Source organism: Streptomyces sp. BYX5S (genome assembly GCF_054724165.1).
Window position 1 is genome coordinate 8,078,706 of the sequence record NZ_CM138829.1, and the last position, 26,614, is coordinate 8,105,319.

Here is a 26,614-nt window from a genome sequence, read left to right on the forward strand (position 1 = left end):
CATCCCCCCGCTCCACCGAGGACGAGGCACTCGCCAACATGGCGATCCTGCCGATGTCCACCAGGCACCCGCGCCTGATGACGGACGTCGCGTGGAGCTCAACGGACGCATCACCCTCGTCCTCGCCCTGATGGTCGTCGTCCTCATGGCCTTCCGCGTCTCGTGGAACGCGCTCAAGGACGTGGCCCGCGCCATCGGCGCCGACTCCTGGGCCGCCCTCTTCTATCCGATCGTGATCGACGGACTGATGGCCCTCGCGCTGGTCGCCACGCTCGTGCTGACCGGGACCGACCGAAAGTACGCACTGCGCGTCCTGGGCGCCTACACGGTCGCCAGCCTCCTGCTGAACTACGTGCACGGCCTCGTCCCGGCCTTGCACACTGCGTCGGCCCGGTGGGGCCGACTGGCCGACTGGGCCCCGGCGAACTACGCGCTGGTGCTGCTGGCGACCTCACTCCCGGTCGGTTCGATCTACTTCGGGTCGGACCTCGTAGCGAAGGTGCTGCATCACACCCCCGAGTCGGCCGACTCTGCCGCGGTGGCCTCGGTCCACTCGGTCGGCCAGCAGGCTGACGAGTCGGCCGGACAGCACATCGGCAAACAGGCCGTGCAGTCGCCGTCTAACCAGGCCGAAGCGCCCCAGGTCCAGCCGACCGCGTCGACCCCCGTGAAGGCCGCCGCAGCGCACGCGACAGGGCCGACCGAGGCCGACGGGTCGGCCCCATCTGCCCGACCGGCCCGGTCGGCCGCCGTCGCGGAGTCGGCCAGAGTCACGCCGCGTCGGGCGACCGGTCGGGTGCCCTCCGCCGCCAAGTCGACCGTCGACCGCACCCGCACCGACGCCGAAGTCCTCAACGAGGCCCGACGCCTGACCGCCGACTGGAGCGACGACCAGTTGACCGCCGAGCGTCTGCGCAGCGAACTACGGATCGGCCAGGACCGATCCCGCGCCCTGCGCAACCAGCTGCAGGCCGACCGCACCGGCCAGACCGAGCCTGTCCCGCGCGACGGTTCCGAGGACGAGCTTGCGGGCGAACTCGGCGAAGCCTCCTCCCAGCAACAGAAGGCACAGGGCGCGGCCCCCGTCGACATTGCCTGATCCCCGCGAAATCTCCCTCAGCCCTCGCATCCGGCTCCCTGCATCCTGCACGGACAAGCCCGGTACGAGGGCGGCCGAACGGTACCCGGCACCAACACCCCTCGGAGAATCAATCCATGCGCGACCCGCACCGCGAACTCCCCATCTCCCAAAAGGAGATGACTGCGACCACACCCGTCACCGGAACAGGAGCAAGCAATAGCGATGGACCGTCCACAGGCCGGTCCATCGCGGACACCTCCGCCCCAGGGGTGGCGGAGGAGCTGCTCCGGCGCGAGGGCGCGCCGGAGCAGGAGGGCGTGGGGCACCTCGTCGTCGAAGAACAGTCGTCGTCTGCCGTCGCACGTGCAGCCGATGAAGCCGCGCTCTATCGAGCCGCGCATCGCCGCACTGCCAGCGGTGAAGGCCGTCGCGAAGAGCGTGTAGATGCCCGCTACAGCGTCGATGAGAAGGCGCGGATCCTTGCCAAGGCGAAGTCACTGGAGATCACCGGCGCGCATCTGGTCGCCGCGGTCGCGATGGCCTTCGTCAACGGCGACGAGCACCTGCCCGACCAGCGCACCGTGTACGACGACGCGGTCGACGAGCTAGCCGCGACGCGGGCGCAGATCGCCCGGATCGGCAACAACGTCAACCAGATCGCCCGCCGCCTCAATACGGACGGCGACCCACACCCTGTGGATGCGGCGATCCTGCAGCGGGCGGAGCGTGTGCTCGCCACCGCTCACGACACGGTCCGGGCGATCGACGACGCTGCCTTCCGGGCAGCCGGGCAGAAGGCGGGCGGTCTGGCGTGATCGCGAACATCGTCAAGCCGGGCAGCAACACCTACGGCGTGCTCGCGTACCTCTTCGGCAAGGGCCGCGCCAACGAACACACCGACCAGCACATCGTCGGCTCCTGGGACGACTTCATCCCCGACCCCGGCCCCTGGGACAGCCCCGGCCACAAGCAGCGGCTCGGCCAGCTCACCCGCGCGGTGGATCTGCGCGTCGTACAGGCCGGCGGCCGTGCGCCGGAGGGGCATGTGTGGCACTGCTCGGTGCGCGCCGCACCCGAGGACCGCATCCTCACGGACGCCGAGTGGGCAACGATCGCCCGGCGCGTCCTGCACGCGACCGGCATCGCGCCCAAGGGGGATCCGGACGGATGTCGCTGGGTGGCTGTGCGGCACGCGAACGACCACATTCACATCGTCGCCACCAAAGTCCGCGGAGACCTGCGCCCGCCCCGGAACTGGAACGACTACCACCGCGCCATGACCGAACTCACCTCGATCGAGGCGGACTTCGGCCTCACTCAGTTACCCCGTGGGCCCGAGGCCGCTGCCGGCACCCCGGCGGCCAAGCGCCCCACCCGCGCCGAACAGGAGAAGGCCAAACGACTCGGCCACAACACGACGGCGCGCGAACAACTGCGGCACACGGTCCGCGCCGCGCTTTCCCACGCCCACAACCTGGACGAGTTCTTCAACCTGCTCGCCGACGCCGGCCTCCAGGTCGAGACGCGTAGCCTGCCCTCCGGCGACCTCCAGGGCTACAAGGTCTCCCTGCCCGACGACGGCCCGCCCATCTGGTACTCCGGCTCCAGCCTCGCCACCGACCTGTCCCTGCCCCAGATCAGGCAGCGCCTGGCCGCGGCCGACACACCCGCCGACGGTCCGGCCTCACCGGCTGGACTCCGATATCCCAACGCGTGGCACCAGGCCACCGCGGCAGCCGAGCGGATCCCCCACCACCTTGAGCATGGAGATGACGCCACCGTCCGGGCCCACCTGACCGTGTTCGGTGAAGTCCTGTATGCCCTGCCCGCCCACGCCCCCGTCGGCCTCAAAGCCGAACTTCGCCGCGCAGCACTCGCTTTCGAGCACGCCACACACACCCGCGCCCGAATCGACCACCAGCACGGTCGCGCGCTGCGCGGCGCGCTGAAGGGGATGCGATACCAACCTGCCGACGGCACCGGCTTGGCCATGCTCCTCGACGCCGCGATCCTCGTCGTCCTCGCCGCACAGCGCCGCAGTGCCAGGCACCACCACGACCGGCAGGTTGCCGCTGCCAGCCAGACGCTTATCCACCTCCAGGCCGCCTACGACCAGATCGCCCCCACCAGCCTCACTCAACTCGCCAGGCACCGGCCCTCCGACGGCGTTTCCCACCGGTACGCCCGCATCTTGCGCGAGGTCTTGCCCTTGCACGCAGAACAGATCCTTAGCGAGAACACGTGGCCTTCACTCACCACCGCACTCGCTACCGCCGAAGCAGCCGGCCACAACCCCGCCACCGTCCTCCAACAAGCAGCCCACCAACGTTCCTTGGACGACGTCAAGTCGGCATCCGAAGTCCTTGTCTGGCGCATCCAGCGCCTCGGCGACCGCCACGCCCCCAGCCCCCGAGCCCAAGCAGCGAACGTCCGCAGCACCGCGCAACGCCCGGGTCCTCCAACCCACGCCTTGGCCGGGGATCTACTTCATCCACAGCCCTCAGCGCGAAGGCGCTGACCAGTGCGATCGGAAGCTCCTGCAGCAAACCCTCGTCGACGACGGGAGACAAGCGACTCCCCGTGCATCGCGCTCATGCCTCTCGAAGTCCGGGCCATCTCCGAGCCCGCAGCAGGAAGGAGCGAAGATCGGCAATCACGCCCGAGCCACTCCATCCACACGGCACGCTGTAGGACGCCCCCTGACCGATGTCCTCAGCCTTCCGGAGCGGAGCGCATGACTGAGCGAACCGTCTACCTCGACCCTCCCCCGTACGACTGGCGCTCTCGGAAGATCCTTGTCCGGCCCTACCGCTGGTACGCCACTGTCCGGCTCGACCGCGACGGGTACGCCCACGTCACACGGCGGCAGGGAAACGCCGTCGAACTGCCCGCTGCCTACACCGAAGCCGTCGACGCGGCCCGCAGAGCGGGCATCGACCGCATCCGGTACGACGGCAGCTCGGACACCTTCTCGTGGACCAACGGCCCGGAATGGATCACCTTGTTCGTTCCCTTCCGGCATGTCGAAGCCACGGTTGAGGCGCTGCGCGTCGCCGAGCTCAATAACGACTACGGCATCTTCCAGACGCTCGCTGACGAGATGGCTCTGCCCGTCAACGACTGGCTGGCTCCCGGCGAGCGGGAGCTGGTTCGTGGCGTCGACTTCGACCCGCCGCCCCGCGTGTTCCTGAGGTTCTTGCGGGGCAAGGCCAAGCAGCAGGGAGTCCGCCTCAACGGGCGGGCCACAGCGGGCAGCGTATGGATCCGGCCCACGCTGTCACCCGTCGAGAAGCAGCTACGAGAGGAGGACCCCCAGCACTATCCGGGCTGGAGGGACCGTTGGTCCGAGTATGAGGAGCCGGACGGTGCACCCATGCGCCCCTGGGTAGGCGGCCAAAACCAAGAACTCAGCTACGGGGCGATACGCGTCGCGTTCCGTGAGGTGACGACACCGGCCGCTTCCTCCTGCCCCTGCGGGATGACCCTGCAAGATCTGGTGGACGGCGGTAACGAGCACACCGCCCACCACACAGCGTGGACCTTCGGCATCAGGACGCCCAAAAACCTTGATTGGCACAGCGATCTGGCCATCGTGACGGCGCAGTCCCCCATCTCGTGGCGCAGGCTGGCCAACCGGGTGGGGCGGATGCCGCAGAAGGAAGAACACTACGACTTCAACTCGTGGACTCATCTTGGCGAGCCCGAAGAGACGTCGGACAACGTGCGCGCCTACCTGCTGAAGGTGAACGGGCACGTCATCGGCTATCTGGCAGCACACGACACCGCTGAGCATCGCCGTTGGGACTTGGTCGACGGTTCGCGGTACGGCGACGAGGACGTCACCCTGCGTCCGAGGATCATCCTGATCTGGGTCGCAGACATCTACCGCAGCCGTGGAGTTGGGGCCACGCTCGTTCACGCGCTCGCCGATGATTTCGGATGCCAGGTGGCCGACGTTTCCTGGTCAACTCCGGTCAGTGACGCGGGCCGACGCCTCGCCCGACGGATCTCACCCAAAGGCATCTGGGTCAGTTGAACAGAGGATCGGGTGTGAGGTCGGTCCCGTCGGCCGCTACCGCCCTGCCCTGCAGGCGGGAACCGTGACACACACCGTGTACACGACCCCGTCCTCCCGCTCTGGCCGGTCCCGGTGAGTAGTGATCTCCCCGCCTAAGCGGGCGCAACATAGCCGACGATCGCCGGTTACCGAAACCGGCGATTCTCCGGATCCTTGATGCTCCCAGCCGCCCCCGTAAGGAGCACTCACATCCCCACCGCCGAACAGTGCCGCCGTGCCATCTCCCTGCTCTGCGACACAGACTTCACGCGACGGCCCGACACCAACACCTGGTCTCACCACGACGGACACCCCTTCACCCAGGAAGAGCAGGCCGCTGTCGACCTGATCACCCAGCCCGGAGAAACAGAGGACGTGGGGCACCGCGCGCGCTACCTGGAGTACAGGCGCGCGCAGACCAAGGCCCAGAGGGACCTGAACCGCTTCCTCGATCCGTTCGTAGAGCGGCTCATCAACAAGCACCTCGGCACGATCGTGCAGGACATGACGGACGCCGAACAAGCAGAACTCGAGCGGCTACTCCATGCCGTGGACGGCCCGGCCCTCACACCCGTCCGGTCCGCCTTCTAACACCCAGCAGCGTCGACGAGGCGTCCAGTCCCGCAGGCCAGAACGCCGATGTCGAGGCGCATCCCAAGCTGCTCTGCTCAGCCAAAGACTGACATGAGCAGCCGGAGCAGCAACTAGGCGCCTCCCGGTAACCGAAGCCGGGGACGCAGCGGGCCCATTGCATTCCGATCACGTCAATTCACTTCAAGGAGCATCCTCCATTCCCACCACCGAATCCCGCCCCCAGATCGTCGCCCTGCTGTGCGACGCGGACTTCCAGAAGCGGCCCGACACCGGCACCTGGTCTCACCGCGACGGACGCCCCTTCACCCAGCAGGAACAGGACACGGCGTTCACCGCCACCCGCACCGATATGGAGGAGGCACGCGAGCAGTTCGCTCGCTACCACGACTACCTCCAGACGAAGGCCGATGCCCCCGCAGCCCTGGACAACTTCCTGGCCCCGTTCTGGGAGCAGCTGCACAAGAAGACCCTCGGAAACGCCGTCAAGCTCATGAATAAGGCCGAAGTAGCCGAGCTCAATCGACGACTCGCCGCTGTGAACGAACCACTCCGTCCGTTCACGCCCTACACCTTCTGACGAGGGACCGCACCACCCGGACCCTGACATGAAGAAGGGGGCCTGCGGTCAGGAAGCTTCCTGACCGCAGGCCCCCTTCACGTACCGGGGATCACCGCGCGCTTACCTTTCGCACGGCCTGCGCCGAGTGAACATCCACGAGGCCCGGCGAACCGGAGACGATCACCAGAATGTTGCTGATGCGGATCGCCGTCTGTCTGACAACGCTGCGCTGCCCGCCGACAGAGAAGGTGAGCAGCTGACTCCACCGCTCGTCGCCGATGTCCGGGGCGGCCGACTTCTCGGTGCCCACGTCGATGACCGTGCCGCCCGACGCCACCTGATACGAGGGGCAAGAAAGCATCGCGTCGACAATCTTCGTGATGCCCGTGGACAGCTTCGCCGGGCTGTCGCTGTACACCTCCTCGCTGACCTCGGAGCCGCTGCGGCCGGCGTAGGAGTAGGAGAAGGACGCCTTCGCCTTGCGGGTGAAGCCGAGGCCGGAGCCGGTGGCGGCGTCACCGCCGAGCTTGTCCAGAGCCGGGCAACCAATGACGGTGACGTCGTCGTTTCGGCGCGGCGTCTCGGGCTTGCGGGTGTAGCCCTCGCCCAGATCGCTCTCGTTCAGCAGCAGCTGCTTCAGCTGGGCCGAGGACAGCGGCGCGGATCCCGAGGAGACGCTGCCGCCGTGTTGCACGGAGGCCCCGGTGGGCTCGGCGTGGCCGGAGCAACCGGTCAGGGAGAGAACGGTGAAGACGGCACCGAGGCCGAAGGCCGTCGTAGTGGAGCGGCGCATGCGAAAACCCCTTGGTTGTGCGAGACGGACGGTCTGACCAGGGGTCGGCCCTCCGAGTGCCGACGAACGCAGGGACAGGGGAAGGGGTTTCGCGCCGTCAGCGGCCAAGGTGGCGCAGGCCGTCTTCCAGGGTGGGATGGAAGCGGTCGATCGGACCGGAGTTGCGGTTGTACCAAGCCGTATCCAGACGCGGCTCCTGCGCCTCGTGACCAGCCGGGCAGCGCAGCCACACCGAGTCATCGCGCATGTTGAAGACGATCCAGTTCCTGTAGGCGCCGCAGTGGCACGCGTGGACCTCGCCATCGATGACGAGCGGCGGGTCCCAGCGCATCATGAACCCCGCCACGTCTTGGCGGCATGGGGCCCGGAACTCCGGCGGCAGGAAGTCGGCCGGCTCGGCTCGCGCCTCAGCCGGCGCGGGTGCTTCCGGCTTCGGCCACTCGGCGGCTGCGGCCAGCATCGCCTGGCCGGCGCGCTGGATTTCACGGAACTCCCGGTCGATCCGGGAACGGCGTCGGAACACGGTTCTCCCTCTCTATCGGCTGACACGTACAAAGAGGCCGCTCAAAGGCCGCCGGCTCCAGGCCGACCGGGCCTCGGATGAAGGACGGCTAGCCGCGGCGGAGGATCCTGAGTCGGTCCTCGGCGCCAGCAGGAAGCGTGTGGCGGGGCACGGGGCCTGGCGCGGCCACTGACGAGGCGAACACCGCCACGAGGTCGTGCGGAACGCTGGAACTGAAGCTCGCGCACCACAAATACGGGCCGCCGAATTCCAGCTCGGCCCATGCCTGCCAGCCCAATTGATCAGGGCGCGGATCGGCGTCCTGAACGAGCGGCGGCAGCAACTCCAACGAGATACTGCCGGTGAATCCAGGATCGAAGGCGGCGGCATGCGGACGGTCCGCGTCACGGAACCAACCGCGCGCACCCAACTCCGCGAGCACGACGTCGGGCCCGTCAAAGCCCACGTCAGGCGCGGAGCGGGCATCGAGCGCAAGTAGAAAGTCCGTGAGCGCCTCGTAGGGCACTCCGATGGTGAAGTAGGCATTCCACTCCACCATCACGGAGTCGACACGAGAGCGGGCACTCACCTGCCAGGCCACGGGCAGACCGCCCAGCTCGAACGGGTACGGGGCGAGAGTCCACTCAGCGCCGCGCAGCCCGTCCGGGCTGACATACAGCAGGGTGTCGTGCGCGGTCAGCCACATACGCCAGTCGAGATCGGCCAGGGCGTCACCGACCCGCTCGGCCAGAGCACCGTCGTCACCGGCCAGATGACGCGGAGTGACCCAGTACAACGAGTCCGTCGAGTCGCAGTTGAAGGGGACATCGGGGTGATGTGAGTGCAGGGGCACCTCCGCGGGTTCAAGGGGGTTCTTCCAGCAGGGTGTTGTACGTTGACATGCTCTGCTACGGCCCACCAGTCATTCCGCGCTCTTTCCTGTCTGCCCCAGGCGAACTGCCGAAAAGGTGGACTGTGGGATCTCGTATTTCGCTGCACAGTCTTGGGGCTGCCTGCACTGCGACTGCGCTTGTGCAGTCGCAGTGAGACCCGCTGTCTAGTACCGGCAACCCACTCGCGTGACAGCGGCCGATGGGCGCTCGTCCCTGGTTCCCCAAACGGCTTCGGAGGCCGTTCCTCGGGTTGGGGGTAGCTCCATGGACCGCCTCGCTGTGACAGTCAGCCGGTGGCTACCAGGCGGCGAAATCGCCGAGAGTCTCCCGTGGGCAACAGCGTCCGTCGATCTGCTGAGGTCTGCGACTCCATAGCGATCGTCCGCTGACGAATCGTCCAGGAAGTGGCGGGTCTCAAGTGAGGAGGGTGGTGATGGCCGCGGTCACTGTGGTGGCGAGGGTGATGACGGCGGCAAAGGCGGTGGCGGCGCGGGTGAGAGCCGTGGGGTAGGTGGCGCCGTCGAGCCGAGCAAGTTTGGCCGCAGCGGCTGCGGTCAGCAGGGCGACGATGGTGACGAGTGCGGTGGTGAGGAGAAGGTCAGCGATAGTCACGGCAAGCTCCCGATGACGGTGGTGGGTTGACGTGATCGAAAGTCGCGGAATCGGCGTGCGCCATGGTTCGCCAGGACGAAGATGAACACTGGCGAACACACCACCAGGGGGGCAAGGCGTGCAGGAGGACTTGGATGGCCGGGTCTTGGCTCGGGCCAAGCTGCGTAGTCGCCTGGCCGACGCACTGGCTGCGGCTGGGATGAACAAGACGCAGCTCGCCACCCGGGCGGAACTGGGGCGCACGACAGTGTCGGCGGCGCTATCGCCCCGGGGGGATGTTCCGTCCGCGCAGACCGTGGCCGCGCTGGCCCGTGTGCTGCAACTGCCCGTGAACGAGCTGCTTGAGTGGCAGCGGCTCGCGACCGAGGTACCGGGGGCGGACAGTTGCGCGGGTCGGGAGCCGGGCAGGCCGATTAGGGCGTGGGAGCCGCACGATCTGGAGGTGCACCCTGCGGGGCCCAGCAGAACCCCCGCGGATGCCGGTGTATTGGCGGGCCGAGTGCTGCCCGGGTACGTGCCCAGAGAGCATGACCGGTTACTGGGCACCGTAGTGCAGAATGCGGCGGCCGGGCGAAGTGGAATGGTCGTGCTGGTCGGCGGCTCCTCAACTGGGAAGACAAGGGCGTGCTGGGAGGCCGTTCAACCGCTCGCATCGCAGGGGTGGCGGCTGTGGCACCCGTTCGACCCAACCCGCACACAAGCAGTACTCAAGGAGCTGCACCATGTCGGGCCTCGGACAGTGGTGTGGCTAAACGAGGCCCAGCACTACCTCGGCGACTCCAATGTCGGCGAGCAGATCACCGCCGCGGTGCACCGGCTCCTCACCGACACTGGCCCAGGCCCGGTGCTCGTACTAGGCACGCTCTGGCCCGAATACGCCCACCTGTACACCGCCCTGCCCATACCAGGCGAGCCTGACCCGTACAGCCGGGTCCGGGAACTCCTCGCCGGGCGGACCCTGGCCGTCCCCGACAGCTTCGACGCCGCTGCGCTGGCCGCCGCAACCGCGCTGGCCGAAGCCGGCGACCTTCTCCTCGCCGACGCCCTCGCCCGGGCCGGTGACGGACGAGTGGCCCAGGACCTGGCCGGGGCTCCGGAACTCTTGCGCCGCTATCAGCAGGCCACCCCTCCCGCCCGAGCGCTCCTGGACGCCGCGATCGACGCACGCCGCCTCGGCGTCAGCCTCCACCTCCCTCAGACCTTCTTGACCAACGCCTCGATCGACTACCTCACCGACACTGACTACGACCAGCTCACCGACGACTGGACCGAGCGCGCCTTCGCCGAACTCGCCCAGCCTGTCCACGGCAAACAAGCCCCCCTCCGCCACGCCGCCCCCCGGCCTCCCCGGCGCCCGCCCGCTCCGGCCAAAAGCACCGCAGGCACAGCGATAGGTCCGGGTGCGGTGTTCCGTCTGGCCGACTACCTCGAACAGCATGGCCGCCTGGTTCGTAGACGGCTCTGCCCTCCCGCGTCCTTCTGGCATGCCGCCCACACCCACCTCACCCACCCCGACGACCTAACCAACCTCGCTAAGGCCGCTGAAGACCGTCACCGCCTCCAATGGGCCCACCACCTGTTTCATCGTGCCGCCGAAAACGGCAGCACGCGTGCCCTGTTCCGCCTGGCGAGGCAGCAGCAGGGAGAAGCCGGCGACGGGGACGGCGCTGAAGTCCTTTACCGCCAGGCCTTCGGCCTTGGTGACGCCAGCGCCCTTGAGGGCTGGCCGGACTTCCTGGTCAAAGAGGAAAGGGCGCGCATTTTGGAGGGCACTGAAGGCCGAGAGGCCTCCGCTGCTATCTGGGACGAGCTGGCCGAGAGGGGGTTCGTGGACGCCTACAACCGCATTGGTCAGCGGCATGAGGAGGACGGACGCCGGGCTGACGCCGAGCGCTTCTACCGGCTGGGCGCCGAAGCCGGCGATCCGGACGCCATGCAGAGCCTGGTGTTCCTGCTGGCCGAAGACAGGCATTTCAAGGAAGCCACCGAATGGACCGAACGCATCGCGGCAATCGGCGACATCTACGCGTACTCCCGGCTTGCCTACCGCTATGAGGCGGCGGGTGACCTGAGCAACGCCAAGGTCTACTTCCAAAAGGCCGTCGACGCCGGGCTGATCGACGACTACGGCGATCTTGCCCGCCTTCATCTTCAGGAAGGTGACGACGTGGAGGCCATGCGGATCCACAAGGAAGGTGTCGAGGCAGGGTGGACCCGCGTGCCGATGCTGGTCGCCGAGGACGCAGGCGATCACGCCCAGGCTGATGAGCACGCCTTCACTGCGGTCGACCACGGAACAGTGCAGCCGCTTCGAGAGTTGCTCTTCCGGCGGCTTCGGCAGGACAGCGCTCATGCCGGGCCCCTTGCCCGCAAAGCGATCGACGCGGGCCTCGCCCGGATCGTCCTCGGCATCGGGGGCCGCAGCGACTCTGAGCATCCTCAGGCCAACGCCGTGCTCCAGGAGGTCCTTTCGGACGCTGACGATGTCGACGCCCCTGACCCAGAACTGTGGTGACCGATCCCGACACTGGTTGGCAGCCTGCATGGGGCGCCAGCCGACGAACCGTCCGACGAACAGTATCGGGACTGGGCAGACGGATGGCGGCAAAAGACAACCGCAAGGAAATGCCCACGGCTTGAGACTCGGGCACGCCGACACAGGCCAAAACAGCCCAGAAACGCGCTGGCCAGGGCTGCGCTCGATGATACGAGCCGCGAGATCCTATCTGGACAGATTTACCCCCATGAGCGGGCTCAGCCTGCCAGGTCCTCCTTCAGATCCAGTTCCGCCTCGATCGCCGTGGCCACCGCAGGCCATGGAGCATTCGGCTCGCCGAACAACCGCCAGTAGCGGTACGAGGCGCGAACCAGAGAGCTGACGCCCAGCCTCGCCGATTCGGGTTCGATCGTTCCGATCACCCGGCGAGTGATCCCGCCGGCTCCTCGCGCTGCGGGGCGGATGCCGTGGGCGAGGAGGAGCGTGGCGGTGCGGACGGCATCCAGAGTCTGCGGCGACGCCATGTGCGCGAATCTGCCGAAGACGAGGTCCGTCCAGTTCCTCCGCGTCCGCGCCCACGCCAGTCGTTCCAGCCCGGTGCCGAGGTCTACAGCCATGCACGAGGGGTCATCGACGTTCCATAGGAGGACGATGTCGCCGAGGGACAGATCGAGATGGTTGAAACGCAGGGTAATGCCTGCGACTTGGCGGCGGCGCCATGTTGTCAGCTTGCCGCTGATGCTGATGTGGCGTGCGTGAAAGCCCAGGCACGACAGCACACTGATCCAGCCGTCCAAGATCTCCCCGTACTCGTCCACACGCTGAATCGGCTGGACACGGGAGACGTTGACGAACGAGGTCAGAAACCCTGCCCGGAGATTGCCCGATGCATCACGTTGCCCGGTGAAACGGACGACTGGCTGGGGTAGGAAGCCGCTGCGGTAGGTGACCGGTCGCCTGTCCTTGAGGAGGGGGTCGAGGGCTTGGACGGCCGAGATCGTCAATTCGGTCTCGCGGCCCCACCGGATGGGCAGGCAGGAGACCTGCGGGACATCCTGGGCCGCGAAGCCCGCCTTGAGCCCCAGCAGTAGCTCCTCCCACGAGGGTGCCCGGCGAGGTGGACAGTACGGGGATCCCCTGCGCATGTGCTCGATCGCGATCCGCTCGGAGGAGAGCGTGAACTCCCATTGGGAGCCGAGCACTTGGCGGAGGACCTCGGGTAGACGGGTCTCCGACTGGGGTAGTGCTCCGAACACGGGTGCTGCAGGCGTACTCAGCATGACCGCAACGCCATCGCCGCAAAGTGGCGGGCCGGGTCGAAGCGGCGTAACCCGATCTCTTGGACTTCGGTGTGGTTGAGGTCCTCGGCCTGCTCAATCGCGAGGGCGAGACGCTTCGCCGCCGTCTCGTCGTCCTCGGCGGGATCGGCCACTGTGATCACACCGGTCCGGTCACAGAGGGCCGCCTCAGCGCAGGTCCCTTCGCGCCAGGTGAGGGCGGCCATGGGGGTGCCAGCGCGGAGAGACTCTCCGAAGACGGCTGCGCCGGCCTCCACGTACGTACGGGCGTAGGTGTAGACGAAGACGGATCCGTCCCGGATGGCGGCAGTCTTGGCAGGGCCGCCGAGTTCGCCGACCCATTTCACGTGGTCCGCACTGAAGAGCCGTTCGTGGCGTCGTACGTACGCCTCGTCGAAGACCGGACCGACTACCTGTATCCGGCGGCCGAGGATCTGGGCGGCGCGGACGGCAATGTGCGGCGCCTTCTCCTCGTCGATGCGGCCGAGCCACACGAGATCTCTGCCGGGAACAGCTGGCGGTTCTTCTTCGTCCAGGCCGAGGTGAACTGCGAGTTCCGGGATCGGCTGGTGCTGCGCGTACCGCTCGACCATCTCGGGCGAGTAGCAGTAGAGCCGTGACCGGCTGCCGTCGAAGGCTTCATCGCCATGCTGGAAGACGGGTGAGTGCTGGAACGTGGCGACGTCGCAGTTCAGCTCGTTCCATGTGCGAGTCCACGCCGGCAGGGACGGATATTCGTGCCCGACGACCAAGAGGTCGTAGCCCGTGGCGCGCAGCTCGCGCTCGGCGAGCGATCCGGCGGTGATGTCCTCCAGGCGGACCGGCTTGCGGACCCAGTCGTGCTCCAGGTCAGTGAGCCAGCCCGGCCCGAGGAGGTGTACGTCGGCGCCTGTGGTTCGGGCGCCTACGGCGACCGCCCACAGCCATCGTTCGATCCCGCCATAACCGGCGGGTGGAAAGGCGTAGCTACCAGGGAAGTCGCAGACGCCGACGAGCACGTTATGCCTCCGGTGTTCCGTCCGCCGAGATCCGGCGGAAGCCGAGGTACGGGACGAGGGATTCGGGCAGGACCAGGGAGCCGTCCTGCTGCTGGCACTGTTCAAGGAGCGCGGCCAGGGTGCGGCCGACGGGCAGGCCGGAGCCGTTGAGGGTGGCGACGAGCTTGGGCTTGCCGTCCTCGCCGCGGGTGCGAATGTTGGCCCGGCGGGCCTGGAAGGTGCCGAAGTTGGAGACCGAGGAGATCTCGCGGTACGTGTTCTGGCTCGGGATCCAGACCTCGATGTCGTACGTGAGCTGGGCAGAGAAGCCGGTGTCACCGGCGGCCAGCTTGACGACGCGGTAGGCGAGGCCGAGTTCCTTCAGGCATGCCTCGGCATGGCCGACCATCGTCTCCAGCTCGGCGTCCGCCGTGTCCGGGTCGACGATCTTGACCATCTCGACCTTGGCGAACTGGTGCTGGCGGATCAGGCCGCGGGTGTCACGTCCGTACGAGCCCGCCTCGGAGCGGAAGCACGGGGTGTGGGCCGTGAGGGCCAGGGGCAGCTCGGCGGGCGGGATGATCTCGTCGGCGTAGAGGTTGGTCAGCGGGACCTCGGCCGTCGGGATGAGGAACAGGTCGCGATCGGCTGCGCCGGTCTTGAACAAGTCCTCCTCGAACTTCGGCAGCTGGCCGGTGCCGGTCATCGTCTTTCGGGTCACCAGGTAGGGGACCCCGTGCTCGACGTAGCCGTGGCGGCGCGTGTGAATGTCGAGGAAGAGCGTGGCCAGAGCGCGCTCCAGGGCGGCGCCGGCACCGCGGGACACCGCGAAGCGCGAACCGGACAACTTGGTGGCGCGGGCGAAGTCGAGGATGCCGGTGGCCTCGCCGAGGTCGACGTGGTCCTTCGGCTCGAATGCGAAGGCCGGCGGGGTACCGACCTTGCGGATCTCGACCGCGAACTCCTCGGAGTCGCCGTCCGGGGCCGAGTCATCAGGCAGGTTCGGGATGCTGAGGAGGAGGTCGCGGAGCTGCACCTCGACCTGCACCTGTCCGGACTCGATGTCCCGGATCTGTTCCTTCAGCTCACGGGCGCGCTCCTTCAGCTTGGAGATGTCGCCGCCCTGCTTGGCCGTCTGCTGGACCTCGCTCGCCACCCGCTTGGACTCTGCCCGCAGCTCGTCGGCCGAGCGGATGTTCTGGTTGCGACGAGACTGGAGCGACTCCAGCTCGGACAGGTCCAGAGAGTAACCGCGACGAGCGAGCCGACGAACCGCTTCGGCACCCATTTCAATCAGGGCGCGGGCATCATGCATGAGGAAGATCCTTTTGATCCGGCGGGTGGGATACGGAATCGACGGTAGCAACCGCCGAGCCCTCTCCGATCCGGAATATGTCCGCGCCACCGCGCTCGGCACGACCTCCGGGAACGTCAGTGGCGAGATCGCTCAGCAGCGTCGTGACCCAGTCGGGCAGCTCGTCGTCGGGTATGGCAATCGGCTCGACGTACGGCGCCTCTGGGAAGAAGAGCGGCATGACCTCCGTCGGAGACCGGATCTGGTGCCAGAGGAGCACGGAGGCCAAGAGGCCGTGGCCGACGAGGACGCGGGGGCCGGGATGCTTCAGGACGTCGAGCAGCCCCGTGAGCATCCTCCGGATGCCGTCGCGCTGGGATTCGGTGGCGCCCGCAGGCCGCTCGTCAGGTCCCGCGTCGTCGAGCCAGGCCGCGTAATCCAGGAACGGACGTCCTTCGAATTCCCCGTAATCAAGCTCGTTCAGTCGGGGGTCGACGACCAGTTCCTCCAACGGCACTCCCATCAGCAGAGAGGCTGTCTGCTGAGCGCGCGGGAATTCGCTGGTCAGCCACGTGCTCACTGTGTGGAGGGGGAGGGTGGACCAGCCGCGGTTCAGCGACTGTCGGCCTTCATCGGTCAGGTGGACGGGCTTGGACGGGTCGCCGTTGACGAGGTACCGCCTGCTGTAGTCCGTCTGTCCGTGGCGGAGGACGTAGGTGGTCACGAGTCCCTCCTTGGGGTCGAGGCGGAAAGGGCGGCAAGCACCTCCGCCATCTGCGGTGCTCGCCGGTCGCCCGTCTCCAGGTAGTAAAGGAGCCCGTCGAGAGCGAGCGCTCTGCACCACGGTGCGAGTACGGGGATCGGGAGCCGGGAGACTCGGGCGGCGGTGGCCAGCCGTCTCTCGGTGCTGTGCCCGAGGTCGTAGTAGACGGTCCAGAAGGCCCAGTCGAAGACCTCGTCGCCCAGCATGGGCAGCGGATCGAGCAGGCGCGGGTGCCCGCGCCCGTCGAACGGCACGTTCTCCCGGTACAGGTCCGCGTGAAGAACTGTCGTCCTGCTTGCGTCCTCCTCCAGCCCGGCGAGTGTCGAGAGGACGGCCTCGACGAGCAGGCGTCGAGCGCCGAGGTCGACTTCCCGAGCTCGTTGCTCGATCCGCGGCAGCATGTCCGTGCGGAGGTGGTCGGCGAGCAGCGGGAATCTTCTGGGGCCGGCCCGGCGCCGGCCGAGGGCATGCAGCCCGTGGAGTGCGACCGCCACCATCTGTGTCTCGCGCTTCGGGCGTGCAGCACCGCCGGGTCGGCCGCCCACTAGCTCCAGCGCGGCCACGGCCAGATCGTCCGCGGCCTCGACCACGTCAGCCGTCGGTCCGTCGGCCCACAACTGCAGTGCGCCGACTTCGTGTGCATACCGGGCGGGGTCGGTCCACGCCTTGAGGAGCAGCGGACGCCCGTCGAGGGCGACGGCGGTCGCGATCACCGAGGCGTGGCCGACGTCGTGATAATCGCCGAGGGACAGCTTCCAGCGTTCGGCAGCCTGCTCCAGCAGGCCGGGTGCCGCATCGAGCCACACCTGGGCGTCAGCCCCATAGTGCGCGAGTAATCGCTGCCGACATCCTGCGGGAACCTCTCCGAGCGTCCGCACCACCATCAGCTCATCACGATCCCGTCGGAAACGAGCTCGTCCGTCAGGGCCGGGAACTCGCCGAGAGCCTCGACGACCAGGGCCTGCACCTTGTCCACCTCGGCGTCGGGAGAGGACAGGCGGACGAGGACACGCCACGGCTGGTCGAGCCGCTGCCCGGTCGTGCTGACCAGGTGCACTTCCGCATGTTCGCCGGTTGCCTCGTGGAGGCGGTTGGCGAGCCGCTGCGCGGCGACGTTGTACAGCTTGCCGACGTGGTAGACGGGGTTCTTGCCATTGGCACCCTCCAGGTTCATCGGCCGCAGCGGCGTGATCAGCCCGTTGACTCGGTTACCGCGCCCCACGACGCCCTCGTCACCCGATTCGATCGAGCTGCCGGTGTACGTCAGGTACAGCTCGTCCTTCTCCGGTACGTCGCGGGCGTTCAGCCGGAAGCGCGCCTCCGCTCCGGGCAGGCGAAGGGCTGCGAGACGGTGGCACTCGGCCAGAACGTCCTCGGCGTTACGGACGTACTCGGCTCGGTTGCCCACGTGGCGCGACTTCTGCGGGACGCACAGCACGATGTCCGCCTGGTCGCCGTCCCAGTAGCCCATGAGCTTCACGTCCGAGCCGCACCAGGCACGGGCAAGCGTGAACTCGCTCTCCCCGGAGAAGTGGTTCACCAGCTCGCGCACGAAGGACTCGAAGCCGTTCTCCGGTGCCCAACCGGTGCCGAGAGACGTGTCGTTGGAGAGCCGCACCCTTCGCTCGCGGAGGTCCTCGACCGAGCGGGGAGCGAACCAACGCGTGCGGTCGGGAACCCCGTCGCCAGTGAGAACGGCGCCCGGGCTGGAATTGCTGGTGATGTTGAAGACGATGTCGAGGTGGTCCGAGACCTCGGGCAACCTCTCGGCGAAGAACGCCCGTACCTCCGCCTCCACGATGTCCTCGACGGGGATGCGCTCGCCGCCGCACAGGGGCGCTGCACGTCCGTTGACCAGGACCCGCACCGGCGACGTCATGCGGCCGGCTCCGTAGCGGACCTCACTGGCCCCACCGAGGAGGGCGAGCTTGTCGAAGTTGTGGTGCAGCACAGCTCCGAAGTTCCTGACGGTGTACTGGCTGTAGGAGCGGGACAGGCGCTCGGCAAGATGGTCGGCCAGGGTGTCAGGGTGGCCAAGGCCCTTGCGTTCCACGATGGTTGTGGCGTCCGGTCGGGTCATGCCGGTGTCGATGACGAGGTGGCTTTTGTCGATGGTCGTGCTCGTACGAGGCATCACGAACTCCCGTTCAAGGGTGGACAGAAGAGGATGAGCGCAGGCGTCAGCACGCCTGGACGAGCGGTGTGGTGCGGTGCGATAGGGATCTAGCGAGGAACTCCGACAGCACGGAGTTGCGCAACGATCTCTGCGAGCGCCCTGTACGCAGAGGCGGCTTGTTCCTCAGCAGCAAGTCGGACGACGTCCTGAATGGTCACGAGGTCGATGTCCTGGGTCCGCCGGCGATCGAGCCAGAGGAGTAGGCGCCAGGCGAGTACCGGTCCGCTGAATGGCAGCCGGGTCACAAGATCGACCGGAATACGCGCGGGCGCTACGCCCTCGTACACCAGGTCACGTACGAGGTGGAAGACGACGTCGGTGTAGTCGAGAACGGCTGGGCCACAGGCGCTCGCCTCCCAGTCGACAACGTGCAGGCGCTCGCCGTCGACGAGAAGGTGCTCAGGCTTGAAATCGCCATGCAGGTAAACGACTGGGTGCGCGTCGACCGGCTGGAGGACCTCTCCCAGCGTCGCCCACCAGGGCAGCCACCGGCAGCGCGCGGAGAACTGATCCAGCAGGAACTGGCTCGCCGGGACAGGGCTGCCACTCCGCATCTCCCAACCGGGGCCGGGAGTGGAGCCGGCGGGCCTGTGAAGCATGCCGCTCACAGCCACGACGTGACCGATGTAATCCTCGATCGTCTTGCGGGTGAAGGCCGAGCACGGCGTCCCATCCACCGCCCGGAACACCGTCCAGGATCCGGCCTCGCCGACGCCCGTCGCCCGGACGGTCGGAACCGAGATGCCGCGCAGGGCAGCACGCTGGACCGTGGCGGCCTCACGCTGGCACCGGCCCTCGGGGTCGATGCCGACGTAGACCTTCAGCACGGCGCTGCCGTCCAGGGCGAACCGCGTTCTGGAGTACGGCTTGAGGACTGCCACGCCGAACGGACCGAGCCCTTGATCGACCCACGGCTCCGTCATCTTCGTATTGCGCACCCTCCACACCTCCATCCCATTCGAGAAGCAGAAATGATCGCCAAAACAAGCTGAACCAGCAGGAGTTGGCCCCAAGGCCCTGCGGCTTTCTCGGTCTGCTGCGACAGTAGGCGCGGCGCCCCGCAGCACCCCGGAAAAACCTTCCGGGGTCGATTCCGGCCACGAGGTGATGCTCAGGACATGCGAGGGATGACAGAAAACCTGACCATCGGCGAACGCGTGGCCTGGTACCGGCGGCGGCGCGGACTCTCCCAAGAGGTCCTGGCCGGCCTTGTCGGCCGCACCACGGACTGGCTGAGCAAAGCGGAAAACAATCGGATCGAGCTCGACCGCCTCTCGGTGATCACCTCACTCGCCGAGGCTCTCGACGTCTCGCTCGGGGACCTGCTCGCCGAGCCCACGCTCCTGGAGTGGTCGAGTGACAGCGGCCGCCGCACGGTCCCCGTGCTGCGGGACGCGCTCATGGACTACCAGCAGCTCACACCTCTGCTCGGCTCTCCTCCCGACGAGGAGCCACCCACCCTTCCGGATCTACGCACCCACGTGGAGGAAGTCCTCGACGCCTACCAGGCATCGCGTTACGGCTTTGCCACCCGGCGCCTCCCCCTCGTCCTGGCGGATGCCCTCGCCGCATCCCGCGCTTACTCGGGGCACGACAGGGAGGAGGCCCATGCCCTGCTCGCCCTGACCTATCAAGGTGCGGCCATGGTGCTGGGCAAGGTCGGCGAGACGGAGCTGGCCTGGATCGCCGCTGACCGAGGTCTGGCAGCCGCACAACTCAGCGGCCAGAGCGCGGTGTTGGGCTCACTCTTCCGGGCAGTCACGCACTGCCTCCTGGCCACCGGACGCTTCGCCCCGGCGATCCAACTGGTGAACAACGCGGCAGCCACCATGCAGCCGGAACTGGTCCACGCAGACGACGAACACCTCTCCGTATACGGCACGCTCTTCCTCGCCGGGGCCATGGCCGCCGCGCGAGCAGAAGACAGGGCAACGACACAGAGCTTCCTCAGGGAAGCCGACGAAACCGCCCAACGGCTAGGCGCCGACGCCAACCACCTGTGGACCGCCTTCGGCCCCACCAACGTGGCCATCCACTGCGTGGCGACCGCCGGAGAACTCGGGGACATCCAAGTAGCCGCCGACCTCGGCCCCCGCATCGACACCAGCGGCCTGCCAGTAGAGCGGCGCGTACGACACAGCCTCGAAGTCGCCCGAGCGCTCAGCTCCTGGAACCGAACAGACGACGCCTTGGACGCCCTGCTCGACGCCGAGCGGATCGCGCCTGAACAGGTACGCCACCACTACCTCAGCCGCGAACTGGTCATCGGCTGGATCCGCGGAACCCGAGGCCGACCGTCCCAGCCCGTAGCCGACCTGGCCCGAAGGCTCCGCATCATCGCCGGCGGTTAGAGTCCACCCGTGAGCGAGAACGAGCACGAAGCAAAGATGGCCCACCCGCGCATGGCAGCCGGCGCCCTCTTCTTCGACGATGCCGGTCGAGTGCTGCTCGTCGAACCGTCGTACAAGGACTACCGCGAGATCCCCGGCGGATACGTCGAGCAAGGCGAATCACCGAGGCAAGCCTGCGTCCGCGAAGTCCACGAGGAACTGGGCATCAAGCCGCCCATCGGCCCCCTGCTCGTCGTGGACTGGGCACCGAACCCCGGCGAGGGCGACAAGGTCCTCTACCTCTTCGACGGCGGCCGCCTAAGCCCGGACCTCCTCGGCCAGATCACACTGCAAGTCGACGAGCTCCGCAGCTACGACTTCCATCACGCAGACGAGCTCGCCGAGCTCACCATCCCGCGGCTCGTTCGCCGCATCACCGCTGGTATCAGAGCCCACGCTGACGGCCTGACCTGCTACCTGGAGCACGGGGAGTCTCCAGACGTCAGCTCGTAGACGTCGTCCCGCCAAGGCCATACGCCTACTGCTCCCCGCAGGTTGGAACGCTCTCGACCTTCCCCACGCCCCAGATAGAACTTCAGGCCAGCTCGGCCGCGATCACGTCAACAGCGCGGCCACCGCTCGCCTCGATGTCAACCCAGCGGATCTCCGGCAGAGAGATCGGTGACGTCTCCTTCACCCGCTGCAGGGCGCGGACAAACCGTCGATCCTCGGAGAGGAAGATGTCGCAGTCCGGCAGGTAGCAGGCCAACTGGTTGTCTCGGCCCGTGCTTGTGGTGACCTTGTGCTCGAGCAGCGCGATGCCCGAGACCCACCGAAGCCAGTTGCGCGGCATCCGTGCTTCGTCGACGTCCTCCAGCCAGAAACGAGTGAAGTCCTCTGGGTCACGCATCACCCGGTCGAGGTGCAGATACGGCGCAAGCCAGTCGCCGAACGTCGTATCGAGCCCCGCCAATGTCATGAGGTCCTGCCGACCCAGAGAGTGCCTGAATACGTCACGCCCCTCTACTCGCCATCCTGCGACGGAAGTTCCGCGCTGCCAGCCGGCGAGATAGGAGTCCGGAGCCTCCTCTGCCGCCGTGAGAGTCATCTTGGCCAGGTCGTTCGTGTGCCGACCTGCCTCACGCATCGCAAGGCTGTTCCGCTTCATGACGTCGAAGACCTGGCCCTCGGCTGTGTCCGTGACATGCGGCTGGCGGGCCGCGAGCGGAGCGCTGTCCTGTGCCGCCTGCCGCCAGATCCCGCGCGTCCAGAACTCCCTCAGGGCAGCGGGCTTACCAGGTAGGGGCAACTGACGCACCCACTTGGGGCGCAGGCGGCGCGCCTCCGCGACGAACTCCTCGCACTCAACGTCGACTTCGGTACGGAGTCGCACCCAGTAACGCGATGTCATCGCGTTGATGATGCGGTCCCGCTTCTCCGCATCTCTGGTTCGTAGGACCTCAAGCAGCGTGGCCGGCGGCGTCCGTACAGACAACTGACGGCTGCGGGCGAGAGATTCAAGCTCAGTCTTGCTGCCCTCAATTCCCACGTAGGACCACACGTTGTTGTCCAGGATCAACCTCATGCGCCCATGGTGACGGTACGGCCGTCCCCGCAGACAAGGGATTTTCCTGCGGGCAGCGCACCGGGCTCCGAAACAGGCAGTCCGTGCCCCCGCTCATTTGGGCACGATAGGACGGAGCTGCAGAGGACCCTTCGAGGGAGTGTGGTGGCACAACTCTGCGACTAGGAGCCCGTGCCGGAACGCCTCAGCACACCACGCGCACAGGGATGATCCAACATTCGCGGCCGCGCACCAGCCCCTTCCAGGTTCTTCCCTGTCCGCCCCGGCGAACTGGCGAATGGTCGGCCGCTGTGCCAACGGAGGCGATATTCCATCCCACCACCGCAGACGGTCGGCACTGCTGCCGTCGTACGCACAAGGGAGCCCTGCGAGCGTGGTTGCGAGCGCAGGGAGCGGCGCTGTCCGTCCGGTTGTAGAGACGCTTGGGCAGCAGAATGCGGGAACGTCACCGATTCTGCTGTAGGCGCTCGGCGGGACCGGTATTACGGTCCACGACGGCAACGATCCGAACAGTCCAATGGCCAAGCCCGGATGGCCCGACCGGCCGCAACATCGTGAGACGTGCAGGCCGGGTCTCTCTTCCAGGTAGTCATCTCGTTCACCCAAAAGCTGCTGCCCGGTCTACCAGGGGGTCCCTAATGACGAAGTGCACGACTGCCCGAGCTGGACGCTTTCACCAGGGGCGCTTATCCGAAGGGCGGCCCCAAGCCCTAGATGCCTGGCGCGTCACCACCGACGATGCCGATGTCGCCGCGCGCATCGCCGGCTTCCTGGGCGGCGAACCTCAAACGAACGGAGGAGGGAGCGGCCTTGCCTATGAGGTTCTGACGAGCAGTGACAGCGTGCGCGTCATTATGGACGGGCCTGCCGCAGTGGCCGCTCGCATGGTCCTCCGGAGCAGCAAAGAGATCATCCACGAGTGTGACGGCTCGCAGTTGCTGTCACCGGCAGAGAAGAAGGGCCAGTCCTGCGGATGCCCACCACTGATTGAGGACAAGAGACTGGCCGCCAGGAGCGGCCGCGGCCCAATGCCCTCCACCGACCTCACCTTTCGGATCGCAGGGGCGTGCATGCTTGGCGAGTTCCACTTCACGACGAGCTCGTGGCAGCTGGCCTCGCAGCTCTCCGACCTGACGGACGCGTTGGAACGTGTCGACGGCCCGGCCGTCTGCGACCTCACCATGGAGCTGGTCGTCTTCACGACCAAGGCAGGAGAACGTGTCTGCTATCGAAAGCCGGTGGTCACGGTGCTCGGCAGCCCCAGCACCGTTGCACCTGAAGCCCCGCCGACGGCTGAACCGCCGCCAGCTCCGGCACCCTCCGCACGCCGCCGCGAGGCCCGCCGGGCCCCAGAGCCCGCCGCAACGACTGTGCACGAGACTGCCTGCTCGGTCGCCGTGGATACCTCTCTGCTCCACCGTGCTGCCCAAGTGCTGGGCACCAGCGACCATCAGGAGACCGTCATGGCCGCCCTGTCCGAGGTGTTGGCACAACGACGGCAGGCCGCGGACCTTGCCCGGCTGCAAGAGCATGTCGGACGCATCGCCGCCATCGCAGAGCAAGCTCTCCAAGGCCCGGATTCACCACTCGCTTGACGAGCTCCGAGCGTCTCTCTGGGACCACCGGAAGCCGGGGCCGACTGGTCTCAGTCCTGGTCTCATTCGCCTCTGTTCAGGACCGTTCGGACGAGGCTGGCCTGAATGCTTCACCGCAGGTCAGGACACCCACGACCCCCACCGGACGCCCAGACGAACATTTGGAAAGCGTGTTGGGGGCAACCCCTCACGAGTTCGAATCTCGTATCCTCCGCAGGCACAAGGCCCGGACCGAGCAATCGGTCCGGGCCTTTGTCGTTGTCCGCGGCATTGTCCGACGCATTGTTCGTGTCGCTGTCCGCTCCTTGTCCGCGGCGCGTTGTGGAGTGACCTGGGGAAAACCCCACCCCCAAGACACCCCGCAGCCCCATGTCCCCGGCGGCGCCGGATCGGGAGGCTTGGGGCATGACCTCGACCACGCTGTCCCGCCCGAGCACCACTTCGACTCCGACGCGCCTCCCGGACCCCTCGTTCGCGCGGCCGGGGTTCTGGCGCGCCCCGTTCTCCGGTGTCACCTGGCGCGAGATCGGGCACACGCTGACGTCGCTGCCCGTCGCGATCGCCGGGTTCGTCTTCGCCGTGACGATGTTCGCCCTGGGGGTGAGCACGCTCGTCGTGTGGGTCGGGCTGCCGGTCCTCGCGGCGGCTCTGGGCGGGGCGCGCGGGCTCGGGGCGGCCGAGCGGGGGCGGGCGCGGAGCCTGCTCGGGCTCGACGTGGCGGCGCCCGCCGCGCCCGCCGCGCCCGCCGCCGGGCTGCGCGGGCGGCTCGCCGACGCCGCCGGGTGGAAGGCGCTGCTCTTCCACACGGTGATGTTCCCGTGGCGGGTGCTGACCTTCGTCCTGTCCGTGACCTTCCTGGTCACCGGCTGGGTGGTCGCGCTCTTCCCCACCTACTCCTGGGTGTTCCACCGCTACCTGGACTGGCCCGGCTACCGGCTCTACGACTTCACGACCGACGCCGGCGTGCACCACGCGTACTACGTGGAGTCGCCCGCCCAGATCGCGGCGGTCTCGGCCATCGGGTTCGTGTTCGTGTTCCTGACGCCGCTGCTGGTGCGCGGGCTCACGAACCTCGACCGTGTCGCGATCCGCTCACTGCTCGGCGCGGCCCGCTGACCCCCGCGTGAGGACCGGGCGCAGCGCGTCCAGGACCGTCACGTCGTCGACCGTCGACGGCACTGGTTCGTCCAGGCCGTCGGCGATGCCGCGCATGGTCCTGCGGAGGATCTTCCCGGAGCGGGTCTTGGGCAGTGCCGCCACCACGGCGACGTCCTTCAGGGAGGCGACCGCCCCGATCCGGTCCCGTACGAGCTGGACGAGTTCCGCCTCGACCACCGCGGGGTCCGACTCCACGCCCGCCTTCAGGACCACGAAACCGCGCGGGACCTGGCCCTTGAGGGAGTCCGCCACCCCGATGACCGCGCACTCGGCGACGTCGGGGTGCGCGGCGAGGACCTCCTCCATGCCGCCCGTCGACAGGCGGTGGCCCGCGACGTTGATGACGTCGTCCGTGCGCCCCATCACGAACACGTAGCCGTCCTCGTCCACGTGTCCGCCGTCGCCGGTCAGGTAGTAGCCGTCGAAGGCCGAGAGGTACGAGGAGACGAAGCGCGCGTCGTCGTTCCAGAGGGTGGGCAGCGCACCGGGCGGCATCGGGAGGCGGACCACGATGGCGCCGTCCTCGCCGGGCGGCACCTGTTTGCCGTCGCCGTTCACGACCCGGACGTCCCAGCCCGGCAGCGGGTACGTCGGGGAGCCCGCCTTCACCGGCGTGGCCTCGATGCCCATCGGGTTCGCCACGATCGGCCAGCCCGTCTCCGTCTGCCACCAGTGGTCGACCACCGGGATGCCGAGCAGGTCGCTCGCCCAGTGGTACGTCTCCGGGTCGAGTCGCTCCCCCGCGAGGAAGAGGTACGTGAGGCCGCTCAGGTCGTACGCGCGCGTGAAGCGCCCTTCCGGGTCCACCTTCTTGATCGCGCGGAACGCCGTCGGCGCCGTGAACAGCGTCTTCACGCCGTACTCGGCCGCCACCCGCCAGAACTGGCCCGCGTCCGGGGTGCCGACCGGTTTCCCCTCGTAGAGGACGGTCGTGGCGCCCGCGAGCAGCGGTGCGTAGACGATGTACGAGTGGCCGACGACCCAGCCCACGTCGGACGCGGTGAACATGGTCTCACCGGGGCCCACGTCGTAGACGGCCTCCATGGACCAGCGCAGCGCCACCGCGTAGCCGCCGCTGTCGCGGACGACTCCCTTGGGTTTTCCGGTCGTTCCGGACGTGTAGAGGATGTAGAGCGGGTCGGTGGCCGCGACGGACACGCACGGAGCGGGACGGGCGTCGCGCATCGCCGCCGCCCAGTCCACGTCCCGCCCGGCGATCAACTCGCCCGGCCCCTGCGGGCGTTGCAGGACCACACAGGCGTCCGGCGCGTGCCGCGCCAGCTCCACGGCCCGGTCCAGCAGCGGCTTGTACGGGACGACCCGGGCGCCCTCGATCCCGCAGGACGCCGATACGACGACCTTGGGTGCCGCTTCGTCGATCCGCACCGCCAGCTCGTTCGCCGCGAAGCCGCCGAAGACGACGGAGTGCACCGCGCCGATCCGGGCGCAGGCGAGCATCGCGACGACGGCCTCCGGGACCATCGGCATGTAGATGACGACCCGGTCGCCGCGGGTCACGCCCAGACCGGTCAGCACTCCGGCGAAGAGGGCGACGTCGTCGGTCAACTCCGCGTACGTGTACGTGCGCTTGGTGTCCGTCACCGGTGAGTCGTACACGAGTGCGGGCTGGGCGCCGCGGCCCGCCTCGACGTGACGGTCGAGGGCGTTGTGGCAGACGTTGAGCGCGCCGTCGGGGAACCAGCGGTGGAAGGGCGCGCGGGAGGAGTCGAGCGCCCTGGTCGGAGGCGTGTCCCAGTCGATCGCGCGGGCCGCCGCGAGCCAGAAGCCCTCGGGGTCCTCGGTGCTCGCTCGGAAGACTTCCTCGTACGACGGCATGCCCGCACTCCTTT

The 26,614-nt window shown here is 67.8% G+C and carries 24 protein-coding genes; 11 read left to right on the plus strand and 13 right to left on the minus strand.

Annotation, left to right across the window (positions count from 1 at the left end; all coding sequences use genetic code 11):
- Positions 1-91: 91 nt before the first annotated feature.
- From ACYBSK_RS36490 to ACYBSK_RS36515, 6 genes are all read left to right on the plus strand, one after another.
- Entirely contained in the window at positions 92-1,099 is a 1,008-nt protein-coding gene (locus tag ACYBSK_RS36490; RefSeq protein ID WP_460244644.1) for a DUF2637 domain-containing protein, read from the plus strand.
- 116 nt (positions 1,100-1,215) lie between these two features.
- Entirely contained in the window at positions 1,216-1,896 is a 681-nt protein-coding gene (locus tag ACYBSK_RS36495; protein WP_460244645.1) for a MobC family plasmid mobilization relaxosome protein, read from the plus strand.
- Positions 1,893-3,599 (plus strand): relaxase/mobilization nuclease domain-containing protein, encoded by a 1,707-nt coding sequence (locus tag ACYBSK_RS36500; RefSeq protein WP_460244646.1) that lies wholly within the window; start codon positions 1,893-1,895, stop codon positions 3,597-3,599. Before ACYBSK_RS36495 ends, ACYBSK_RS36500 begins: the two co-directional genes overlap by 4 nt.
- A gap of 216 nt (positions 3,600-3,815) precedes the next feature.
- Positions 3,816-5,117, plus strand: coding sequence for a GNAT family N-acetyltransferase (locus tag ACYBSK_RS36505; protein WP_460244647.1), 1,302 nt, complete (start codon positions 3,816-3,818; stop codon positions 5,115-5,117).
- A gap of 198 nt (positions 5,118-5,315) precedes the next feature.
- Positions 5,316-5,729, plus strand: coding sequence for a hypothetical protein (locus ACYBSK_RS36510; RefSeq protein WP_460244648.1), 414 nt, complete (start codon positions 5,316-5,318; stop codon positions 5,727-5,729).
- A gap of 157 nt (positions 5,730-5,886) precedes the next feature.
- Positions 5,887-6,309, plus strand: coding sequence for a hypothetical protein (locus ACYBSK_RS36515; protein WP_460244649.1), 423 nt, complete (start codon positions 5,887-5,889; stop codon positions 6,307-6,309).
- A 91-nt stretch (positions 6,310-6,400) separates the two neighbouring features.
- Here the strand turns inward: ACYBSK_RS36515 and ACYBSK_RS36520 are convergent, their stop codons facing one another.
- The 4 genes from ACYBSK_RS36520 to ACYBSK_RS36535 all read right to left on the minus strand — a co-directional run bounded on the left by ACYBSK_RS36520 (position 6,401) and on the right by ACYBSK_RS36535 (position 9,091).
- Positions 6,401-7,084 carry a hypothetical protein gene (locus ACYBSK_RS36520; RefSeq protein WP_460244650.1) on the minus strand — a complete coding sequence of 228 codons (684 nt, stop codon included), beginning with the start codon at positions 7,082-7,084 and terminating at the stop codon, positions 6,401-6,403.
- Between the two features lie 97 nt (positions 7,085-7,181).
- Complete coding sequence (locus ACYBSK_RS36525) at positions 7,182-7,607, minus strand: hypothetical protein (protein ID WP_460244651.1); 426 nt, start codon at positions 7,605-7,607, stop codon at positions 7,182-7,184.
- A gap of 88 nt (positions 7,608-7,695) precedes the next feature.
- On the minus strand, positions 7,696-8,382 hold the full coding sequence (locus ACYBSK_RS36530; protein WP_460244652.1) for an SPDY domain-containing protein: 687 nt from the start codon (positions 8,380-8,382) through the stop codon (positions 7,696-7,698).
- A 511-nt stretch (positions 8,383-8,893) separates the two neighbouring features.
- A complete protein-coding gene (locus ACYBSK_RS36535) occupies positions 8,894-9,091 on the minus strand; it encodes a hypothetical protein (RefSeq protein ID WP_460244653.1) in 198 nt (65 codons plus the stop codon).
- Positions 9,092-9,209: 118 nt separating this feature from the next.
- Here ACYBSK_RS36535 and ACYBSK_RS36540 point away from each other — a divergent pair, with 118 nt between their 5' ends.
- On the plus strand, positions 9,210-11,606 hold the full coding sequence (locus ACYBSK_RS36540) for a helix-turn-helix domain-containing protein (RefSeq protein ID WP_460244654.1): 2,397 nt from the start codon (positions 9,210-9,212) through the stop codon (positions 11,604-11,606).
- Between the two features lie 239 nt (positions 11,607-11,845).
- On the opposite strand, the gene ACYBSK_RS36545 is transcribed toward ACYBSK_RS36540, so the two are convergent.
- The 7 genes from ACYBSK_RS36545 to ACYBSK_RS36575 form a co-directional block, all read right to left on the minus strand.
- The gene (locus ACYBSK_RS36545) at positions 11,846-12,790 is read right to left on the minus strand and encodes a hypothetical protein (RefSeq protein WP_460244655.1); all 945 of its coding nucleotides are present in this window, start codon (positions 12,788-12,790) and stop codon (positions 11,846-11,848) included.
- Positions 12,791-12,861: 71 nt separating this feature from the next.
- The gene (locus ACYBSK_RS36550) at positions 12,862-13,884 is read right to left on the minus strand and encodes a glycosyltransferase family protein (RefSeq protein WP_460244656.1); all 1,023 of its coding nucleotides are present in this window, start codon (positions 13,882-13,884) and stop codon (positions 12,862-12,864) included.
- Position 13,885: 1 nt separating this feature from the next.
- Complete coding sequence (gene serS / locus ACYBSK_RS36555; protein WP_460244657.1) at positions 13,886-15,178, minus strand: serine--tRNA ligase; 1,293 nt, start codon at positions 15,176-15,178, stop codon at positions 13,886-13,888.
- A complete protein-coding gene (locus tag ACYBSK_RS36560; RefSeq protein WP_460244658.1) occupies positions 15,171-15,881 on the minus strand; it encodes a histidine phosphatase family protein in 711 nt (236 codons plus the stop codon). Before ACYBSK_RS36560 ends, serS begins: the two co-directional genes overlap by 8 nt.
- Positions 15,878-16,726 carry an aminoglycoside phosphotransferase family protein gene (locus ACYBSK_RS36565; RefSeq protein WP_460244659.1) on the minus strand — a complete coding sequence of 283 codons (849 nt, stop codon included), beginning with the start codon at positions 16,724-16,726 and terminating at the stop codon, positions 15,878-15,880. The genes ACYBSK_RS36560 and ACYBSK_RS36565 overlap by 4 nt, the downstream gene beginning before the upstream one ends.
- A 77-nt stretch (positions 16,727-16,803) precedes the next feature.
- Complete coding sequence (locus tag ACYBSK_RS36570) at positions 16,804-18,054, minus strand: methionine adenosyltransferase (RefSeq protein WP_460244660.1); 1,251 nt, start codon at positions 18,052-18,054, stop codon at positions 16,804-16,806.
- A gap of 89 nt (positions 18,055-18,143) precedes the next feature.
- Positions 18,144-19,034 carry an aminoglycoside phosphotransferase family protein gene (locus ACYBSK_RS36575; protein WP_460244661.1) on the minus strand — a complete coding sequence of 297 codons (891 nt, stop codon included), beginning with the start codon at positions 19,032-19,034 and terminating at the stop codon, positions 18,144-18,146.
- 189 nt (positions 19,035-19,223) lie between these two features.
- Between ACYBSK_RS36575 and ACYBSK_RS36580 the strand changes: the two genes are divergently transcribed.
- Both ACYBSK_RS36580 and ACYBSK_RS36585 read left to right on the plus strand, forming a co-directional pair.
- A complete protein-coding gene (locus ACYBSK_RS36580) occupies positions 19,224-20,447 on the plus strand; it encodes a helix-turn-helix domain-containing protein (RefSeq protein WP_460244662.1) in 1,224 nt (407 codons plus the stop codon).
- A gap of 9 nt (positions 20,448-20,456) precedes the next feature.
- A complete protein-coding gene (locus ACYBSK_RS36585) occupies positions 20,457-20,939 on the plus strand; it encodes an NUDIX domain-containing protein (RefSeq protein ID WP_460244663.1) in 483 nt (160 codons plus the stop codon).
- A gap of 82 nt (positions 20,940-21,021) precedes the next feature.
- Here the strand turns inward: ACYBSK_RS36585 and ACYBSK_RS36590 are convergent, their stop codons facing one another.
- The gene (locus ACYBSK_RS36590; protein ID WP_460244664.1) at positions 21,022-22,011 is read right to left on the minus strand and encodes a hypothetical protein; all 990 of its coding nucleotides are present in this window, start codon (positions 22,009-22,011) and stop codon (positions 21,022-21,024) included.
- A 638-nt stretch (positions 22,012-22,649) separates the two neighbouring features.
- On the opposite strand from ACYBSK_RS36590, the gene ACYBSK_RS36595 reads away from it, so the two are divergent.
- Complete coding sequence (locus ACYBSK_RS36595; RefSeq protein WP_460244665.1) at positions 22,650-23,606, plus strand: recombination directionality factor; 957 nt, start codon at positions 22,650-22,652, stop codon at positions 23,604-23,606.
- Between the two features lie 405 nt (positions 23,607-24,011).
- A complete protein-coding gene (locus ACYBSK_RS36600) occupies positions 24,012-24,722 on the plus strand; it encodes a sensor domain-containing protein (protein ID WP_460244666.1) in 711 nt (236 codons plus the stop codon).
- Here ACYBSK_RS36600 and ACYBSK_RS36605 read toward each other — a convergent pair.
- Positions 24,699-26,600 carry a propionyl-CoA synthetase gene (locus tag ACYBSK_RS36605; RefSeq protein WP_460244667.1) on the minus strand — a complete coding sequence of 634 codons (1,902 nt, stop codon included), beginning with the start codon at positions 26,598-26,600 and terminating at the stop codon, positions 24,699-24,701. The genes ACYBSK_RS36600 and ACYBSK_RS36605 overlap by 24 nt on opposite strands.
- Positions 26,601-26,614 lie beyond the last annotated feature (14 nt).

Bases quoted from the DNA above. Each gene is read 5' to 3' on its own strand.
- ACYBSK_RS36595 (WP_460244665.1), top strand. From the start codon at position 22,650: ATGACGAAGTGCACGACTGCCCGAGCTGGACGCTTTCACCAGGGGCGC.
- ACYBSK_RS36600 (WP_460244666.1), top strand. From the start codon at position 24,012: ATGACCTCGACCACGCTGTCCCGCCCGAGCACCACTTCGACTCCGACG.
- ACYBSK_RS36505 (WP_460244647.1), top strand. From the start codon at position 3,816: ATGACTGAGCGAACCGTCTACCTCGACCCTCCCCCGTACGACTGGCGC.
- ACYBSK_RS36510 (WP_460244648.1), top strand. From the start codon at position 5,316: ATGCTCCCAGCCGCCCCCGTAAGGAGCACTCACATCCCCACCGCCGAA.
- ACYBSK_RS36570 (WP_460244660.1), bottom strand. From the start codon at position 18,054: ATGCCTCGTACGAGCACGACCATCGACAAAAGCCACCTCGTCATCGAC.
- ACYBSK_RS36520 (WP_460244650.1), bottom strand. From the start codon at position 7,084: ATGCGCCGCTCCACTACGACGGCCTTCGGCCTCGGTGCCGTCTTCACC.
- ACYBSK_RS36495 (WP_460244645.1), top strand. From the start codon at position 1,216: ATGCGCGACCCGCACCGCGAACTCCCCATCTCCCAAAAGGAGATGACT.
- ACYBSK_RS36605 (WP_460244667.1), bottom strand. From the start codon at position 26,600: ATGCCGTCGTACGAGGAAGTCTTCCGAGCGAGCACCGAGGACCCCGAG.
- ACYBSK_RS36580 (WP_460244662.1), top strand. From the start codon at position 19,224: ATGACAGAAAACCTGACCATCGGCGAACGCGTGGCCTGGTACCGGCGG.
- ACYBSK_RS36590 (WP_460244664.1), bottom strand. From the start codon at position 22,011: ATGAGGTTGATCCTGGACAACAACGTGTGGTCCTACGTGGGAATTGAG.
- serS (WP_460244657.1), bottom strand. From the start codon at position 15,178: ATGCATGATGCCCGCGCCCTGATTGAAATGGGTGCCGAAGCGGTTCGT.